The sequence below is a fragment of the Caenimonas aquaedulcis genome (assembly GCF_015831345.1).
Lineage (GTDB): Bacteria > Pseudomonadota > Gammaproteobacteria > Burkholderiales > Burkholderiaceae_C > Ramlibacter > Ramlibacter aquaedulcis.
The window spans coordinates 1,461,494-1,478,129 of sequence record NZ_JADWYS010000001.1; the positions used below are offsets into that span (position 1 = coordinate 1,461,494).

Genomic DNA, 16,636 nt, shown 5'->3' on the forward strand with positions numbered 1-16,636 from the left:
CGCCCGCGGCGCTGCGGAGCTGCCCGCGGCTCAGCCCGGGTCCGCGCCGGCGCGCGGCACCGGCTCGCCCGGAAAGAGCACGATCACCTTGCCGCCGTCGCCCTGCTTCCAGCCCTGCTCCTTGAGCAGCCAGGTCGTCACGAACTCGCGCACCGTCTGGCGGCCCGCGTCCATCGCGAGCTGCCGGACCGCCGGGAGCTCGGCGCGAAGCTGCAATTGCGGGGTGATCGACTTTTCGAGCAACTCGAGGTTTTCGTCCTTGTTGAAGCGCGCCCAGCCGCTCTGGGTGAACTTCTCCATCTTCGAGGTGTCGATGGCCACGGGCAGCGACGGGTGCACCTCGCCCGCGCGCACCAGCGCCGTCTTGCCATTCAGGTAGATGGGCCACTCCTTCGCCATCTCGATGTGATAGCGGTAGGTGACGGGCACCTGGATGATGGAGACCGTAGTGCCCAGCGGGATGCCCAGCATGTCCTTCGTGTCGGTGCGGCGGAAGCGCTCGTACACGGTGACGGTCGATATCTCCAGCAAGCCGCCCGGGCTGCGCATGACGACCGGGATGCCGGAGCCCAGCACGCTGGTGCCCACGGCGGAATGCGGCGCGACATAGCGGTCATACGCGAACCATCCCGCCACCACGAGCGCGGCGGCGAAGAGCAGGAGGTAACCGGGAGCCCGGCGCGGATCGGCCATGCACGCATGCTATGCGATGCGCGGCGGGCACGGCGTGGGCGCGCCGCGACCGTCATGGGGAACTGAACGCGCCGCCGCGCGGCCACCAGTGGGTGCAGGTCGGCGGCGTCTACGTGCTCGTCGCGATCGCGACCGGCATCATCGCCCAGCTGCTGCTGAATCAGTAAGCGGCACGACCTCCACGCGCGCGACGCCGCGCTGCTTCGTGAGCCCGATCTCCTGCGCGGTGGCGGGCGACACGTCGATGATGCGGCCGCGCACGTGCGGGCCGCGGTCGCGGATCGTGACTTCGGCGCTGTCGCCGGTGTCGAGGTTCGTGACGCGGGCGCGGGTCCCGAGCGGCAGGGTCTTGCTCGCGGCGTTGTCGCTGTGCGGGTCCATGCGCGTGCCGTCGGCCATCTTGCGGCCCGCGAACTTGTGCGCGTAATAGGACGCCTTGCCCACCTGCTTGCGGGTGTGGCTGTGCTTGCCCGGTTTCAGCGGAGGCTGCACGGAATCCGCCGCCTGCGCGAACGCCGGCGCCGCGCACGAGAGCGCGATGCAAGCGGCGAGCAGGGTTCGGGTCAGCATGGAAGCATTCTGGCCGAAGAGCCGGCCCCGGCGCGTCCGACGGCAGCGCCAGCGGCGGTAGGATGCGGCACGCATGAAGTACGTCGATTCCCCGCGCCGCCAGATCGTGATGGGCGTCCTGCTCAGCCTTGCCGCGATCGGCGCGGTCATTCGCTACTCGGCTCCCAACCCGTCCCTCGCCCGCGACATCGGCACGCTCATGCTGGTGCTGTGGCTGCCCGCCATCGGCAATCTCGTCGCCTTCGCCGTTCGCAGGATGCCCTGGCGCGCGGCGCGCGTGGTCGCGTTCGAGGAAGCGGCGGCGTTCGAAGCGAATCTCGTCGCGCGGCTGGAGAGCGCAGCCGGACAGGCGGAGCGGATCGCGTCCCTGCCGGCCGGTCTCGCGCTGTGCACGCTCGTGGTCGGGCAGGAGGGGTTCACGGCGCGCGCCGCCACTCCCTGGGCGCAGTTGCTGTCGTCCGGCGCCGGTTCGCGGGACGTGCAGCTCCAGTTGCTGCGGCCCGCGCACGCGCTGCCGCGCCTGCCGGTGGGAACGCGCTTCCAGTGCATGGTGGGCAATGCGGTCGTCGCCTCCGGCTCGGTGCAGCGCCTCGCCGAAGCGGACTGAGCCGGCACGCGCCCGCCCACGGCGCGGATGAGTACACCCCTGCTATACATTGCCTGTGATGAATGCACCCGCACCCAGCCTGCAATCGCGTGCGCGGCCGCTGCGCATGCGGCTGTTGCTGCTGGCCGCGAGCGGGCTGGTGCCGCTCGTGCTGGTCCTCGCCTGGGGCCTGGACCACCTGGTCGAGGAGCGGCGCGAGCAGGCGCAACGCTCGGTGCTCGCGCTGTCGCGCGCCCTGGGTACCGCGGTCGCCTCGGAACTGCGCTCCATCGAGGTGCTGCTCGACCATCTCGGGCATTCGGAAGAGCTGGAGACCGCGGACTTGCGCGGCTTCTACCTGTCGGCCATCCGCAGCTCGGACGAGCTCGGCTGGCGCCAGATCACGCTCAGCGACGGCGAGGGACGCGTGTTGATGCGCACCAGCGAGCCTTTCGGTGCTTCGCGCCCCGCCCCGGTCGAGCCGGAGAGCATGGCGCGCGCATTGAAGACGCTGCAGCCCGTCGTCTCGCGCATCGTCGAATCGCCGGCCGGGCACGCCAATGCGTTCAGCGTGCGCGTGCCCGTGCTGCGCAGCGGCAAGCTGGTCTATGTGATCAGTGCCGTGGTGCCCGCCGACGCGATCTCCTCGGTGCTCCGGCGCCAGGGGATTCCGCCCAATACCATCGCGTCGGTGTTCGACCAGGGCAACCGCCGCGTGGCGCGGTCCGTCGAGACCACGTCTCCGCGGCCCACGCCGTCGCTCCAGGCCCTCCTCGATCGCGGGGAGCGCCAGGGTGTCGGGCGCACCCTCACGCGCGAAGGGACGGACAACTACACGGGTTTCACGCGCCTGCCCGGCTCGGACTGGGTCGTGGTCGTCGGCACCTCGGTCGACGAAGCCAATGAAGGCCTGCTCGCGCTCCTGCGCGCCGTCGCCCTCGGCCTGGCCGCCTCGCTCGCGCTCTCGTCGCTGCTGGCCTGGGTGCTTTCGCGCCGCGTGCTGGAACCCATCGACGCGCTGAAGGCCGGCGCGGCGGCGCTGGGCCGCGGCGACCCCGTGCAGCTGCCTCCGCTGGAGATCGTGGAGCTCGACGACGTGGCGGTTGCGCTGAAAGACGCGGCCGTCGAGCGCGACAGGGCCCGGCTCGAACGCGACAAGCTCTCCGCGCAGGCGGCCGACGCGCTGCGAATGGCGGAAGACGCGAACCGCAGCAAGGACCAGTTCCTCGCGTCCTCGGCCACGAGCTGCGCAACCCGCTCGCGCCGATTTCCAACGCGGTGAAGATCATGGCGATCAAGGGCGACCGGACGACCGAGCAGGAGCGGCACATCATCGAACGCCAGCTCGTGCACGTGACACGGCTGGTCGACGACCTCCTGGACATCTCGCGCATCACGGGCAAGCGCCTCACGATCCACAAGCAGCCGGTACGCATCGCGCAGGTGCTCACGCAGGTGGTGGAGACGATCCGGCCCTCGCTGCACGACCGCGAACTGTCGCTGGTGCTGGGCGAGGGCACGCAGGGCGCGTGGGTTTCAGGCGACGAGGTGCGGCTGGTGCAGGTCTTCAACAACCTGCTCGTGAACGCGATCAAGTTCACGCCTTCGGGCCGCAGCATCCGCGTCGAGGCCGCGGTGCTCGAGGGGAGCGTGCAGGTGGACGTGAGCGACCGCGGCATCGGGATCTCCGGTGAGGAGATCGACAGGATCTTCGAGCTGTTCTACCAGGCGCCGCAGAGCTCCGACCGCGCGCAGGGCGGGCTCGGGCTCGGCCTGCCCATCGTGCGCAGCCTGGTCGAGATGCATGGGGGAACGGTGTCCGCGGCCAGCGACGGCCCCGGCTACGGCGCATGCCTCACCGTGCGCCTGCCCTTGTGCGAGCCGCCAGCGGGCGCCGACGCGGCACCGCCGGCCCCGGATGCGCATGGAGAGGGTCGCGTGCTGGTCGTCGACGACAACGAGGATGCCGCCGACACCTGTGCGACGCTGCTGGAGATGAGCGGCTACACGGTGCGGGTCGCCTACACGCCGCAGGCCGCGATCGAGGCCGTGGCGGGATTCCGGCCCGACCTCGCGATCCTCGACATCGGGCTGCCCGGCATGAGCGGCTACGAGCTGGCGGGGCTGCTCAAGGCGCCGCCGACGCTGTACAGCGGCTATCTGGTGGCCCTCACGGGCTACGGCCAGGCGACGGATCGCGCGGCATCCAGGGCGGCCGGCTTCGACGCACACCTCACCAAGCCCGTGTCTCCTTCGGAATTGCTCGACCTCGTCGCGAAATACGCCAAGGGCGGCTCGCGCTAGCGCGAGCCCGGCTTCCCGCACCCATTGGCGACGTTGGCTGACATCGCGGCGGCGGCGGCAGCGCTGGAATGGAGGCTTGCGCACACCAGGAGTCGCCATGCAACACGCCATCATTCGCGGGGAAGTCTGCTTTCGGGCCGGGGACGGCGTGACCATGCCGATCCCGCCGGGGCCCGTGGACATCGAGGTCGCCGACGACAGCGTCACCATCGGCTGGACGGCCGGGGACGACGCGCTGTCCACCGCCATCACGCGCGACGAATACGATCGCTACGTGAAGGAAGGGCACATCAAGCTCAGCTAGCGATTCGTGCGCGGGGCCGCTCGCGCGGGCCGTTGAGGATGCGGCCGATCCACGTGTACCGCACGAGGACGTGGTAGCTCGACGCGAGCGCCGCGGAGGCGATGGCCAGGATGAGGAGAAGCTTCAGCCAGCCGTTCACCGGCCAGTCGAACATCCACGCCTGCAGCGCGATCACCAGCGGCAGGTGCACCACGTACCACCAGTAGGACGCGTCGGCCATGTAGCGCATCCAGGGCCTGTGTCCGGACGCGACGCGCAGGAAGAGGCCCGTCACCGCGAATGTCATGCTCCAGGCATAGATGGACGCGCCGGCCAGCGCGAGGGCCTTCGCCGCGAGGCGGTGCCCGGCGTATTCCGGCAGCATCGACGCGCGCAGCCCCAATCCCAACGCCAGCCAGGCGCCCAGCGAAAGCAGGAAGTACGGCACGAGCCAGCGGTCGAGCGTCTCCATCAGGTGGACGCGGCGGTGCAGCCACCAGCCCGCGGCGAAAAAGAGTCCGTAGTAGGCGACGGCGATCCATCGCGGGACGAGCCGCATGCCGGCTTCGTCGATCTCCGGGATACGCGGCCCGAACCAGAGCAGCGCGAACGTGGGGATCGCCAGCAGCAGCGGCTTGATCGGCGTGCGCATGAGCGCGTCGAAGGCGGCGTCCAGCCCGGGAAGGAATGCCTCGACCGCGGCGAACCGGCCCCACCAGGCGATACCCATCGCCACCGCATAGAGCACGAGCAGGATCTCGAGGAACCAGAAGGGGCCCGTCGGGAAGTCCAGCAGCGTGGGATTCGCCGGTGCGGACTTCATGAAACCCGACGCGGTCCGCGCGTCGGCCCACATGCTGACCGCGATCACCAGCGGCATCACCACGAACAGCCCGGCCAGGAAGGGGACGCCGATGCGCAGCGCGCGCTGCCGCAGGAAGGCCCGCGTGCCCATGCGACGCCAGACAAGGTGCGCGAAAAACCCGGCCAGCAGGAAGAACAGCTGCATCCGGAAGCCATGGATGGCCCCCAGCATGCCGTCGAAGGCCCGGCTGCGCGACACGTCGTGCACCGGCCATGGGATGGGAATGGTGGTCAGGGATGCGGCCCCGTGGAGCACGATGCCCAGGAGCATGGCGGTGGCGCGCAGGCTGTCCAGCGCGTGCAGGCGCTCCCCCTGCCCGGCGGGCGCCGTCGCCGCCAGGGCGGGTGCGCCCATTACAGCCGTCGAGACTGACATGTGTGATCCCCTCCTTGCTGCGCTCCCCCGCGCGATTGTCGGGCTTTTAAGGGAAAACGCGAGCCGCGCGATGGCTGCGTCAACCCTTCCGCCTCATCCGGCGTTGTGGTTGGGCAGCCCGGGATAGGGCAGCTTTTTAATCCACCATCCCTCGGAAAGACTCTCATGAACAAGCTCCTCGCCGTCCTGGCCGCTACCTTCTTCGCCGCTTCCTCCTTCGCGGCTTCGCACACCGGCGCCCCCATGGCCGGCGCCTCCGCCGCCAAGCCCGCCGCTTCCGCTGCCGTGAGCAAGGAAGTCAAGGCCGACGCCAAGGCTGACGAAAAGGCCGCCAAGGCCCAAGCCAAGGCCGACAAGAAGAAGGCCAAGGCCGAAGCTGCTGCCGCCAAGAAGGAAGCCGCCGCCAAGAAGAAGGCTGAAAAGGCCGCTGCCGATGCCAAGGCCAAGGAAGCCAAGGCTCAAGCCACCGCCACCAAGGACAAGGCTGTCGCCGGCGCCAACGCCAAGAGCGACAAGGCTGAAGCCAAGGCCGACGCCGCCAAGAAGTAAGCCTTCCGGCTTCACACGTAAAAGCCCGCTTCGGCGGGCTTTTTCATGCCCTGGATGCTGTACATTCATCCAGTGGATCTGAATTCGAAGTTGGCCATTCTCGCGGACGCGGCGAAGTACGACGCGTCCTGCGCCTCCAGCGGCGGGGTCAAGCGCAACTCCGTCGACGGCAGGGGCGTGGGCTCCAACGAGGGCATGGGCATCTGCCACAGCTACGCACCCGATGGCCGGTGCATCTCGCTGCTCAAGATCCTCCTCACGAACTTCTGCCAGTACGACTGCCTGTACTGCGTCAACCGCGTGACGAGCAACGTGCCCCGCGCGCGCTTCTCCATCGAGGAGGTGGTGCATCTCACGCTCGACTTCTACCGCCGCAACTGCATCGAGGGGCTGTTCCTCTCCAGCGGCATCATCCGCAGCGCCGACTACACGATGGAGCAGGTGGTGGAAGTCGCGCGGTGCCTGCGCGAAGACCACGACTTCCGCGGCTACATCCACCTCAAGACGATCCCCGACGCCTCCCCCGAACTGCTGCAGCGTGCCGGGCGCTATGCGGACAGGCTTTCCATCAATATCGAACTGCCGACCGAGGAAGGCCTGGCCGCCCTCGCGCCGGAAAAGGACAGCGCCGCGATCAAGCGGTCGATGGCACGCCTGCGCGTGCACATCGACGACGCGAAGGCCGAAGCCGCCGATCACGCGCGCCAGCCCGTGGCCTCGCTGGCAGGCGTGGCGCCCACGCGCGCGAAGCCGCGCAGCTTCGCCGCCGCCGGGCAGAGCACGCAGATGATCGTGGGCGCGGACGCCGCGAGCGACGCCGCGATCCTCTCGACCAGTTCGCAGCTCTACGGCGGTTATCGACTCAAGCGGGTGTACTACTCGGCCTTCAGCCCCATCCCCGACGCGTCGTCTTCGCTGCCGTTGAAGGCGCCGCCGCTGGTGCGCGAGCACCGGCTGTACCAGGCGGACTGGCTGATGCGCTTCTACGGCTTCCACGCGGGCGAGATCGCGGGGGCGGGCGACGGCATGCTCTCGCTGGACGTCGACCCGAAACACGCATGGGCGCTCGCGCATCCGGAGCGTTTCCCGGTGGATCTCAACACGGCTCCCCGGGAAATGCTGCTGCGCGTTCCGGGCCTGGGCGTGAAGGCCGTGGACCGTGTGCTGCTCGCGCGGCGCGGCCGCCGCCTGCGCGCGGACGACCTTAAACGCCTGCACGTCACGATGCGCAGGGTGCTGCCCTTCGTGGTGCTCGCGGACCACCGCCCGCGCGGCGCCGCGGTGGCGAGCGTCCCCGCCAAGGCCCTGCCCGCCCAGGCCGCATTGTTCTAGTCATGCAGGCGAGGCTGTCGGGCGAGACGGATTTCGAGGGCTTTCGCTCGCAGGCCCGGACCCTGCTGTCGCGGGGCGTCGCGCCCGAGGATGTCCAGTGGGTCACCGGGGATGCGGATGGCGACCTTTTCGCAGGCGACGATTCCCCCCTTGCGCCGGCGGCCGCGCAGCCGGGCGTCGCCGTGCCCGCCTCCTTTCTCGAGCTCTGCAAGACGGTGGTGCTGCACCGCGACCCGCAGCGGTTCGCCCTGCTCTACCGGCTGCTGTGGCGGCTCGCGAGCGAGCCCGCGCTGCGCGACGACCCGCTCGACGCCGACATGATGCGGGCACGCGACATGGCACGGGCGGTGCGGCGCGACATCCACAAGATGCATGCGTTCCTTCGCTTTCGCGAGGTGCCCGATGCCGGCGCGCCGGGCGGCGTGTTGCACGTCGCGTGGTTCGAGCCCGAGCACCACATCGTCGAGGCGAACGCACCGTGGTTCATGCGGCGCTTCACCAACATGCACTGGGCGATCCTCACGCCGCTGCGCTGCGTCGCGTGGGACGGGAAGGCATTGCGATTCCAGCCCGGCGCGAGGCGCGCGGATGCACCGGCGGCCGACGCGGGCGAGCAACTCTGGCTCACGTATTACCGCAGCATCTTCAATCCCGCGCGCCTCAAGATCGCGATGATGCAAAAGGAGATGCCGCGCAAGTACTGGCGCAACCTGCCGGAGGCGGAATCGATTTCACCGCTGGTCGCCGGGGCGCTCGCGCGCAGCGGCACGATGGTGGAGAGCGCGCCGACGCAAGCCCGGCGGACGATCCGGGCGATCGCCCGGCCGACACCCGCGCCCGCGGCTCCCGAGACCACGCTCGAGGGCCTGCGCGACGCGGTGCAGCGCTGCCGCGAATGCCCCATCGGAGCGCTGGCGACGCAGGGCGTGCCCGGCGAAGGACCGCAGCGCGGCGGCGTGATGCTGGTGGGCGAGCAGCCCGGCGACCAGGAAGACCTGCGCGGCCGGCCCTTCGTGGGACCTGCCGGGCAATTGCTGATGCGCGCACTGGCGCAGGCAGGTCTTTCGCGGGAGCAGGTATTCCTCACCAACGCGGTACGACACTTCAAATACGAGGTGCGCGGCAAGCGGCGCATCCACAAGACGCCCTCGCAGGCGGAAGCCGCGGCTTGCGCGCACTGGCTGGAGCGGGAGATCGCGCTCGTGCAGCCGCGCGCCATCGTGGCGCTCGGTGCGACGGCGGCGCGCTCGTTATTGCAGCGGCCGGTGGCGGTCATGAGCGAGCGCGGCGGCTGGCACGCGCGGGCCGATGGCCTGCGGGTGCTGGTGACCCTTCACCCGTCGGCGCTGCTTCGCATGCCCGCGGATGAGCAGGAGGCGGCGTTAACGACTTTTACCGGCGATCTCGGCCTCGCGGCCGCGCTTTATTTCTCGGAAGCGACGCTCGGGCCTTCGCGCTCGGTGGAGGGCTTCAGGTCGTCGAACGAGAAATTCTTGAACGGCTGAGCCATCGCCTTCTCGCGCGCGGCCAGGCTGCGCGCCCACATTTCGCGCTGCAGCTCTTCATCGTCACGGTCGTCGAAGCGGTCGGCCCAGACCTGCGACATCGAATCTTTTTCGGCGGACATTGCAACCCCTTGTATTGGATGGAAACGATCCTAGAAGGCTGCAACACGCCGATGCGTAGGACCACGCCGCCAGGGGCCCTCAGCCGCAGGACGGCAAGGCCCGTTCTCCGGGCCCGTCGATCGTCCGCGAATCAGTCGAACATGTCCGGCTGCGTCTGCACGAGCCGGCCCCAGATCGGCTGGAAATGCAGCCACCCGATGTATTCGCTGCCCACGTGCTCGCGGCTGTAGCGCGCCTTGTCGGGCGGCACGAGCTTGGGCGCGATGCCCGTGGCGTCGATCATCAATTGCTGGCGGCAGCAGCGTTCCAGCGCGATGAACCAGAAGGCCGCCGCCTCGATGCTGTGGCGGCTGCAGGTGAGCAGGCCGTGGTTCTGGTGGATCGCCGCCTTGACGCCCTTGAACCAGTCGGCGATCTTCAGGCCCGCGCCCTCCTCCACCGCCACCTTGCCGCCTTCGGCGGTGATGACGACGTGGTCCTCGTAGAACACCGCCGCGTCCTGCGTGATCGGCTCCAGCTTCTTGCCGAGCGCCGCGAACGCAACCCCGTAGACGGTGTGCGCGTGGCACATGGCGACGATGTCCGGGTGCGCCTCGTGCACCGCCGCGTGCAGCACGAAGCCTGCGCGGTTCACAGCGTAGTCGCCCTCCACCACCTTCCCGGCGTGGTCCACGAGGATCAGGTTGGAGAGGTTCACCTGCGCGAAATGCACCGCCATCGGGTTGGTCCAGTACAGGTGGGGCCGCTCGGGGTCGCGCACGGTGAGATGGCCGGCGAATCCGTAGTCGAGGCCCTCGAGCGCGAAGGCGCGGCATGCGGCGACAAGGCGCTCCTGCCGGTGCCGGCGCTCCAGTGCCGGGGTATCGAACACCGGCACCTCCGGGAATTTCAACCCCGGCTGCTCCGGCTGGTAGATCGACTCGCGTTTCACCTTGTCCAGCATGGCGTGCTCCTTTGGCTCAGGCCGCCATCGTAAATCCAAGGGGGCGGACCGGGTGGCGATCCCGGACAATCCCCTCGCATGGCCGCCACCGCTTCGTTCCTGTCTTACGCGTGGATTCCCATCGTCCTGTGGGCATCGCTCGCGCAGACCGCGCGCAATGCCGCCCAGCGCTCGCTGGTGGCGCAGGCGGGCACGCTCGGGGCCACGCTCGCCCGCTTCCAGTACGGCCTGCCCTTCGCGGCGATCTGGGTCGCCGTGCTGCATGCGCTGCCGGCGACGGCCGCGGCGATCCCGCGCTTCGGCGCCGCCTACTTCGGCTGGCTGATGCTGGGCGCCATGGGCCAGCTCGCGGCCACCGCGTTCATGCTGGCGGCGATGAAGCAGCGCAACTTCGTGATCGGCGTCGCGTACTCCAAGACCGATGCGCTGCAGGTCGCCCTCTTCGGCGCGGTATTCCTGGCGGAGTTGCCCGGCTGGCTGACGATGCTCGCGATCGGCCTGGCCACCGCGGGGGTCGTGATGCTTTCCCTGCCGCAAAAACCGGGCGCCTCGCCCGCAGGAGAAGTGCGCGCGTTCGGCGGCCTCGCGGCGCTCCTGGGCCTGGCCTCGGGCGCGGGGTTCGCGTTTTCCGCGGTGGGCTACCGCGGTGCCGCGCTGCAGCTGCCGGGCGTATCGCCCTGGTTGATCGGCGCATGGGGCGTGCTGTGGGCGCAGGCCGCGCAGACGCTGGTGCTGGGCGGCTGGCTCGCGGTGAAATCGCCCGACGCCCTGCGGGCCACGGCGCGTGCATGGCGCGTCTCGGTGATCGCCGGACTCGCGGGGGCGCTCGCGTCCATCGGGTGGTTCACGGCCTTCGCGCTCACGACGGCGGCGAACGTGCGCGCGCTCGGCATGGTCGAGGTGGTGTTCAGCTACCTCGTCTCGCGCAGGTTCCTCAAGGAGAAACTCTCGCGGCTCGAGCAGGCCGGCCTGCTCCTCGTCCTCGCGGGCGTCATCGCCCTCTGCGCGCAGATCTGACGCCCATCGCGCATGAGCCGCGTTCGTACGCGCGGAGACAGCGGCTACCTACACGGCCCTGCCGGGTCCTCGGCCACGATGACCCCCATATTTCAACTGTAGGGAGTTACCAGCATGTCCATCATCGGAACCATCGTCGTCGGCTTCATCGTCGGCCTTCTTGCGCGCGCCCTGAAGCCGGGCGACGACCGCATGGGCCTCATCCTGACCACGCTGCTCGGCATCGCCGGCGCCTTCCTCGCGCGCTATGCCGGCTCGGCGCTCGGCCTGTACAACGCCAACGAGCCCGCCGGCTGGATCGCCTCGGTGATCGGCGCGATGGTGCTGCTGGTCATCTACGGCCTGGTGCGCGGCCGCCGCCGTATCTGAGGACGGGCGCCAATGCAATGTGGCGCCCCGGGGCGCCACATTTTTTTTGTCGCCGCGACAGGCGGCTTCAGCGGGAGGCCGCGTTGCGCTTGCGCGTGGCGGCGGCTTTCTTCGCGGAGGCGGAACGCTCTTCCGCCGAACGCGATGCCGATGCACGGCCGCCGGCCTTGCCGCCCTTCTTCGACGGGCTCGTGTCCATCGCTTTGCCGCGGCCGGAGCCGCTCTTCTTGCCGCCGCCGGTTTCCTTGTTCACCGTGGCCCACGCGCGGGCTTCGGCTTCCTTCGCCCCGACGCCCCGCTTTTCGTAGCCTTTCTCGATGTGCTCGGCCTGGCGCTTCTGCTTGTCGGTGTAGGCGGATTTGTCTCCACGTGGCATGGCATTTCTCCAATTAAGATGAGGATTCCCCGAATCTAGAACCCGCCTCCCCGGCCTTCGCGTAGGAAATTTCCCCATGAAGCTGACATCCGACATTCGCGGGGTGATGCCCATCGCGCCCACGCCCTTCCTCGAGGATGGCGCCATCGACACCGCGTCGATCGACAAGCTCACCGACTTCTACCTCGCCTGCGGGGCGACGGGCATCACGGTCCTCGGCCAGCTGGGCGAGGCGCCCAAACTCGAACACGCGGAGTCGGTGGACATCGCGACGCGCATGATCCGGCGCGCGTCGAACCTGCCGGTGGTCGTGGGCGTATCGGCGCCCGGCTTCGCAGCCATGCGCGCGCTGACGCGCGACGTGATGGACGCGGGTGCGGCCGGCGTGATGATTGCCCCGCCCAACACCTTGCGCACCGACGAGCAGATCGTCGGCTACTACAAGCAGGCGGCCGAAGCGATCGGCGCGGACGTCCCGTTCGTGCTGCAGGACTATCCCCTCACGTTCACGGTGCAGATGACACCCGCCGTCGTGCGCCGCATCGTCCAGGAGGTGCCCTCGTGCGTGATGCTCAAGCATGAAGACTGGCCGGGGCTGGAGAAGATCAGCACCCTGCGCGGCTGGGAACGCGAAGGCACGATGCGCCACATCTCCATCCTCTGCGGCAACGGCGGCCTGTTCCTGGATTACGAGATGGAGCGCGGGGCGGACGGCGCCAACACGGGCTATGCCTTCCCGGACATGCTGTGCGATGTCGTACGGCTTTCCGCCTCCGGGCAGCGCGAGGAAGCGCACGACCTCTTCGACGCGCACCTTCCCTTGCTGCGCTACGAGCAGCAGCCGGGCGTCGGCCTGGCTGTACGGAAGTACATCATGATGCGCCGCGGCCTGCTGTCGAGCGCCGCGCAACGCAAGCCTGCGGCCGTCCTGACGGCCGCCGCGCGCACCGAAGTGGACCACCTGCTGCAACGCCTCGCGCGCCACGACCGCCGCGCGGCCTTCGTGAACTAGCGCACAGCGCCGGTCGGCACGAGTTGCCCCACGAACGGCGCCCACCGTGGCAAACTGGCGCCATGGGATTTGCTGTTTCCATCACCCGCTTCACGCAGTATGTCCAGGTCGCCGTCCAGGGACCGGCGGACATCAAGAGCTTCGTCGAGCTCATCGAGCGCCTGCGCGAAGACACCGCGTTCTGGTCGGACCGCAAGGTGCTCGTGGACCTGCGCGGCGTCGAAGGCGAGCTCGCGCCGGCCGAGCAGATCTTCCTGGGCGAACTGGTCGCGCGCGACCTGCAGCACATCGACAAGATCGCTTCCGTCGTGCCGCCCGAGCGCCTCACCCGCAAGAGCGAGAGCGCCGCGCAGGAAGCAGGCATGCGGCTGCGCGTGTTCTCGTCCCGCCAGGAGGCGCTCATCTGGCTCACGGTCACCCCCGTGGTCGAAATGCAGGGCGCGAGCGACTTCTCCCAACTCGATTCGGGCCTGTAGCGCCACGCGGAGCTGCCATGCACCAGCTTGCTTTCGGCACTCTGCTCTACCGGTACTTCTTCTTCGGCTGGCTGTTCAAGGACGCGAGCCGCGGGAGCATGCTCGAACGCGCCGCGGCGTGGCGGTACAACAAGGAGCGGTCGCACTGGCTGCTGACCTACATGCGCCGCTGGCTGTGGTGCGGCGCCCTGCTCTACGGCCTGGGCATCGTGATCGAGATGCTGCTGCAGGAGCCCGCGCTCTCGGCGATCTTCTATATCCCGAGCGCGCTGACCGTGTCGGTCAACGCGGTGATCGGTGCCGCCTGGGTCGGCTTCCGCGCGCTGCCCGGCCCGTTCTGAGCAACCCCGTCAATACGAGTTGATGAGCAGGTTGGCGATGATCCCCGTGGCCAGCGCCACGAGCAGGTAATCCCCCGCGTCGTCGCGCACCCACTGGTAGCCGTACGGCGGCGCGTAGAGCTGGCGCTCACGCCAGTCGTTCACGTAGTACGCACGCTGGCGGTATTGCCACGGCAGGACGTCGCCGCGCCGGTAGGACCCGTGCCCGGCCCATTGGCCGCGCCACTGGGCTTGCGGCGCGTAGGAGCGCTGCTGGTACTGCGGATGCTGGTACTGGGGCTGGTACTGCCGCTGCTGGTACTGCGGCTGGCGGTACTGCGGCTGCTGGTGTTGCGGCTGCTGCCACTGGCGCTGCGCCTGGCCCCGATGCTCGTGGCGATCGGCGCGACCATGGTCCTGCGCGAGCGCGAGCGACGAAAAGCCCAGCGCTGCGGCTGCGAAAACTGTACTGGCGATGACGGTCGATTTCATGATGAACTCCCTTTCGACTTTGCTAGGACTTCATCGTGCGCCGCCCAGGTGTCGCCCGTGCAATGGTGGGGTAGCGGCAGTGCAAAGCCTGGTATCGACATGTACCTCGCTGCAGAGCCGCATCCTGTACGCTTCGCGTCGTGAATGATTCCCCCGCACCCGCGCCGCGTCCGCTCTGGCGCAGTTTCCTGGCTTTCCTCGGCCCCATGCTCGTGGCCAACATCCTGCAGTCGCTCTCCGGGACGATCAACAGCGTGTTCGTCGGCCAGCTGCTGGGCACGCAGGCGCTCGCCGCCGCGTCCGGCATCTTCCCCATCGTGTTCTTCTTCATCTCGCTGGTGATCGGGGTCGGCGCGGGCGCGTCCGTGCTGATCGGCCAGGCCTGGGGCGCGAAGGAGCCGCACAAGGTGAAAGCCATCGCCGGCACGGCGCTGTCGCTGGGCCTGCTGCTCGGATTGCTAGTGGCGCTGTTCGGGGGCACCTTCACCGAGGCGATGCTGCGCCTGTTGAAGACACCGCCGGACATCATGCCGATCGCGGTGGGCTATGCGCGAACGATGATGCTCGCGATGCCCGGCCTGCTCGTCTTCATCCTGCTCACGCAGCTGATGCGCGGCGTGGGCGACACGCTCACGCCGCTCTATGCGCTGCTGCTGTCGACCTCGGTGTCGTGCATCATGACGCCCGCCTTCATCCAGGGCTGGTGGGGCCTGCCCCGGCTGGGTGTGACGAGCGCCGCTGTCGCCTCCATCATCGCCTTCGTGGCGGCGCTGCTGTTCCTCGCGTGGATCATGCGCAGGCGCCACCACCCGCTCGCGCCCGACATGGAGCTGCTGCGCGCGTTGCGGTTGAATCCCCGCCTGCTGCGGCTGGTCATGCGGATCGGGCTTCCGACGGGCGTGCAGATGATCGTGCTGTCCGTCGCGGAAATCGTGCTGCTCTGGCTTGTCAACGGCTTCGGCTCCGACGCCACCGCGGCGTACGGTGCCGTGAATCAGGTCGTGAACTACGTGCAGTTTCCCGCGATGTCGATCGCCATCACGGCGTCGATCCTCGGGGCGCAGGCCATCGGCGCGGGGCACGCGGACCGCCTGGGCGCCATCGCGCGCATGGGGCTGAAGCTGAACGTGGTCATCACCGGCACGCTGGTCGTGCTGGGCTACCTTTTCTCGCGCTACCTCGTGGGCGCGTTCGTCACGAGCGCGCCGGTGATCGAGATCGCGCAGACGCTGCTGCACATCATGCTGTGGGGCTGCGTCGTGTTCGGGTTCGCATCGGTGCTGAGTGGCGTGATGCGCGCCAGCGGGTCGGTGCTCGTGCCCACGGGCATCTCGGTGCTGTGCATCGCGCTGATCGAACTTCCGTCCGCCTGGCTGCTCAGCCATCGCTTCGGCCTGAACGGCGTCTGGATGGCCTACCCGATCGCCTTCGTCGCGATGCTGGCGTTCCAGTCGGCGTACTACAACCTCGTGTGGCGCAAGAAGAAGATCGAGCGCCTGGTGTGAGCTTCACTCGAGGGGCCGCGTGAGGTAGACGGCTTCGCGCCCCACGATCGCGGCGCGCGCGGGCATGAAGATCGTGCAGTCTTCGCACACCGCGCGGATCTCGTCGGGACCGTCGGTGGCGATGAGCTCGCCCATCGCGAAGGTCTCGCCGCCCACCACGGGGCGCACGAAGCGAAAGCTCTCCGTGCGGATGACGGGGGTCACCAGCAGTTCGAAGCGCCGCGGCTTCGACACGTTGCCCGGTGAATCCACGGGGGCGATGAGGCCGAAGTGCGCGAGGAAACGCAGTGTCACGTCGGTCGCCAGGTCTGCCGCGGACTGCGCGAAGTGCTGCCCGCACTCCACCACCAGCGCCACGCCGCCCGACTCGGTGCCGTGCGCCCCATGCTGGATGAGCGGCGCGCCGGTGGTCATGCCCTTGGGCATCACGAGGTGGATGTCCGGCTGGCCGATGGCGAGCGCCGCGGCGCCATTTCGCGCGAACCCGGGGTAGACCCAGAACGGTGCCACCGCGTGGGAAGTCGAGTGGATGTCCAGGATGTGGTCGGCCGCCGACACCACGGGCCGCAGCTCCCTCGCCCGCCGCAGTTCGGGGCTGTCCTGGCTGCCGTCCAGCCACTCCGGCGACCAGATCCGGTTCAGGTTGTGCACCAGCTGGCGGCTTGCGAAGGGCTGGGCCCGGTCGAAGGATTCATAGGCGGCGACGTTGGCGAAGGAGACGGTGAGCGTGCCCGCCTGCGGACGGATGCCGCGATCGAGGAGATGGGTCGCGGCGACCATGCCGCAGATCTCGTTGCCGTGCGTCAGGGCGTTGACCAGGACGTGGGGGCCGGGACGCCCGGATTCGAAGCGGTGGACATAGTCGATGCCGGTGTTTCCCTCCCGGTAGGCGCTGAGGTCGCGGGGCAGAACTTCGAAAAGGGGCAAGGATTCGGTCATGT

22 protein-coding genes are annotated in these 16,636 nt (G+C 69.0%); 14 read left to right on the forward strand and 8 right to left on the reverse strand.

The window, feature by feature from the left end; all coding sequences use genetic code 11:
- Positions 1 to 30: 30 nt before the first annotated feature.
- Complete coding sequence (locus I5803_RS06980) at positions 31 to 693, reverse strand: hypothetical protein (protein WP_196985654.1); 663 nt, start codon at positions 691 to 693, stop codon at positions 31 to 33.
- Positions 694 to 704: 11 nt separating this feature from the next.
- Here I5803_RS06980 and I5803_RS22485 point away from each other — a divergent pair, with 11 nt between their 5' ends.
- Positions 705 to 860: an RcnB family protein gene (locus I5803_RS22485; protein WP_435520846.1), complete on the forward strand. Its 156-nt coding sequence runs from the start codon at positions 705 to 707 to the stop codon at positions 858 to 860.
- Here I5803_RS22485 and I5803_RS06990 read toward each other — a convergent pair.
- Positions 832 to 1,263, reverse strand: a complete 432-nt coding sequence (locus I5803_RS06990) for a septal ring lytic transglycosylase RlpA family protein (protein ID WP_196985655.1) — start codon at positions 1,261 to 1,263, stop codon at positions 832 to 834. The two genes, I5803_RS22485 and I5803_RS06990, sit on opposite strands and share 29 nt — an antisense overlap.
- Positions 1,264 to 1,336: 73 nt before the next feature.
- On the opposite strand from I5803_RS06990, the gene I5803_RS06995 reads away from it, so the two are divergent.
- The 4 genes from I5803_RS06995 (at position 1,337) to I5803_RS07010 (ending at position 4,457) form a co-directional block, all read left to right on the forward strand.
- On the forward strand, positions 1,337 to 1,870 hold the full coding sequence (locus I5803_RS06995; protein WP_196985656.1) for a hypothetical protein: 534 nt from the start codon (positions 1,337 to 1,339) through the stop codon (positions 1,868 to 1,870).
- A gap of 58 nt (positions 1,871 to 1,928) precedes the next feature.
- Positions 1,929 to 3,131 carry a cache domain-containing protein gene (locus tag I5803_RS07000; protein ID WP_196985657.1) on the forward strand — a complete coding sequence of 401 codons (1,203 nt, stop codon included), beginning with the start codon at positions 1,929 to 1,931 and terminating at the stop codon, positions 3,129 to 3,131.
- Positions 3,132 to 3,136: 5 nt separating this feature from the next.
- On the forward strand, positions 3,137 to 4,153 hold the full coding sequence (locus I5803_RS07005; RefSeq protein ID WP_196985658.1) for an ATP-binding response regulator: 1,017 nt from the start codon (positions 3,137 to 3,139) through the stop codon (positions 4,151 to 4,153).
- Positions 4,154 to 4,250: 97 nt separating this feature from the next.
- Complete coding sequence (locus I5803_RS07010; protein WP_196985659.1) at positions 4,251 to 4,457, forward strand: hypothetical protein; 207 nt, start codon at positions 4,251 to 4,253, stop codon at positions 4,455 to 4,457.
- On the opposite strand, the gene I5803_RS07015 is transcribed toward I5803_RS07010, so the two are convergent.
- Positions 4,450 to 5,676, reverse strand: coding sequence for an acyltransferase family protein (locus I5803_RS07015; protein WP_196985660.1), 1,227 nt, complete (start codon positions 5,674 to 5,676; stop codon positions 4,450 to 4,452). The two genes, I5803_RS07010 and I5803_RS07015, sit on opposite strands and share 8 nt — an antisense overlap.
- Before the next feature lie 165 nt (positions 5,677 to 5,841).
- On the opposite strand from I5803_RS07015, the gene I5803_RS07020 reads away from it, so the two are divergent.
- The 3 genes from I5803_RS07020 (at position 5,842) to I5803_RS07030 (ending at position 9,062) form a co-directional block, all read left to right on the forward strand.
- Positions 5,842 to 6,225 carry a cell envelope biogenesis protein TolA gene (locus I5803_RS07020; protein WP_196985661.1) on the forward strand — a complete coding sequence of 128 codons (384 nt, stop codon included), beginning with the start codon at positions 5,842 to 5,844 and terminating at the stop codon, positions 6,223 to 6,225.
- 72 nt (positions 6,226 to 6,297) lie between these two features.
- Entirely contained in the window at positions 6,298 to 7,557 is a 1,260-nt protein-coding gene (locus tag I5803_RS07025) for a putative DNA modification/repair radical SAM protein (RefSeq protein WP_196985662.1), read from the forward strand.
- 2 nt (positions 7,558 to 7,559) lie between these two features.
- Positions 7,560 to 9,062 carry a UdgX family uracil-DNA binding protein gene (locus tag I5803_RS07030; protein WP_196985663.1) on the forward strand — a complete coding sequence of 501 codons (1,503 nt, stop codon included), beginning with the start codon at positions 7,560 to 7,562 and terminating at the stop codon, positions 9,060 to 9,062.
- Here I5803_RS07030 and I5803_RS07035 read toward each other — a convergent pair.
- Entirely contained in the window at positions 8,981 to 9,184 is a 204-nt protein-coding gene (locus I5803_RS07035) for a hypothetical protein (RefSeq protein ID WP_196985664.1), read from the reverse strand. The two genes, I5803_RS07030 and I5803_RS07035, sit on opposite strands and share 82 nt — an antisense overlap.
- A gap of 131 nt (positions 9,185 to 9,315) precedes the next feature.
- The gene (locus I5803_RS07040) at positions 9,316 to 10,128 is read right to left on the reverse strand and encodes a class II aldolase/adducin family protein (RefSeq protein ID WP_196985665.1); all 813 of its coding nucleotides are present in this window, start codon (positions 10,126 to 10,128) and stop codon (positions 9,316 to 9,318) included.
- Positions 10,129 to 10,206: 78 nt separating this feature from the next.
- Here I5803_RS07040 and I5803_RS07045 point away from each other — a divergent pair, with 78 nt between their 5' ends.
- Complete coding sequence (locus tag I5803_RS07045; protein WP_196985666.1) at positions 10,207 to 11,145, forward strand: EamA family transporter; 939 nt, start codon at positions 10,207 to 10,209, stop codon at positions 11,143 to 11,145.
- Positions 11,146 to 11,259: 114 nt separating this feature from the next.
- Entirely contained in the window at positions 11,260 to 11,514 is a 255-nt protein-coding gene (locus I5803_RS07050) for a GlsB/YeaQ/YmgE family stress response membrane protein (protein WP_196985667.1), read from the forward strand.
- A 67-nt stretch (positions 11,515 to 11,581) separates the two neighbouring features.
- On the opposite strand, the gene I5803_RS07055 is transcribed toward I5803_RS07050, so the two are convergent.
- Positions 11,582 to 11,890, reverse strand: coding sequence for a plasmid stabilization protein (locus tag I5803_RS07055; protein WP_196985668.1), 309 nt, complete (start codon positions 11,888 to 11,890; stop codon positions 11,582 to 11,584).
- Positions 11,891 to 11,966: 76 nt separating this feature from the next.
- Between I5803_RS07055 and I5803_RS07060 the strand changes: the two genes are divergently transcribed.
- From I5803_RS07060 to I5803_RS07070, 3 genes are all read left to right on the forward strand, one after another.
- The gene (locus I5803_RS07060) at positions 11,967 to 12,902 is read left to right on the forward strand and encodes a dihydrodipicolinate synthase family protein (RefSeq protein ID WP_196985669.1); all 936 of its coding nucleotides are present in this window, start codon (positions 11,967 to 11,969) and stop codon (positions 12,900 to 12,902) included.
- A gap of 62 nt (positions 12,903 to 12,964) precedes the next feature.
- Positions 12,965 to 13,378, forward strand: a complete 414-nt coding sequence (locus tag I5803_RS07065) for an STAS/SEC14 domain-containing protein (RefSeq protein ID WP_196985670.1) — start codon at positions 12,965 to 12,967, stop codon at positions 13,376 to 13,378.
- Between the two features lie 17 nt (positions 13,379 to 13,395).
- Entirely contained in the window at positions 13,396 to 13,719 is a 324-nt protein-coding gene (locus I5803_RS07070) for a hypothetical protein (protein WP_196985671.1), read from the forward strand.
- A gap of 9 nt (positions 13,720 to 13,728) precedes the next feature.
- On the opposite strand, the gene I5803_RS07075 is transcribed toward I5803_RS07070, so the two are convergent.
- Positions 13,729 to 14,190, reverse strand: coding sequence for an RcnB family protein (locus I5803_RS07075; protein WP_196985672.1), 462 nt, complete (start codon positions 14,188 to 14,190; stop codon positions 13,729 to 13,731).
- A 206-nt stretch (positions 14,191 to 14,396) separates the two neighbouring features.
- Here I5803_RS07075 and I5803_RS07080 point away from each other — a divergent pair, with 206 nt between their 5' ends.
- Positions 14,397 to 15,695: an MATE family efflux transporter gene (locus I5803_RS07080; protein WP_196988489.1), complete on the forward strand. Its 1,299-nt coding sequence runs from the start codon at positions 14,397 to 14,399 to the stop codon at positions 15,693 to 15,695.
- Between the two features lie 3 nt (positions 15,696 to 15,698).
- Here the strand turns inward: I5803_RS07080 and I5803_RS07085 are convergent, their stop codons facing one another.
- The gene (locus tag I5803_RS07085; protein WP_196985673.1) at positions 15,699 to 16,634 is read right to left on the reverse strand and encodes a M14 family metallopeptidase; all 936 of its coding nucleotides are present in this window, start codon (positions 16,632 to 16,634) and stop codon (positions 15,699 to 15,701) included.
- Positions 16,635 to 16,636 lie beyond the last annotated feature (2 nt).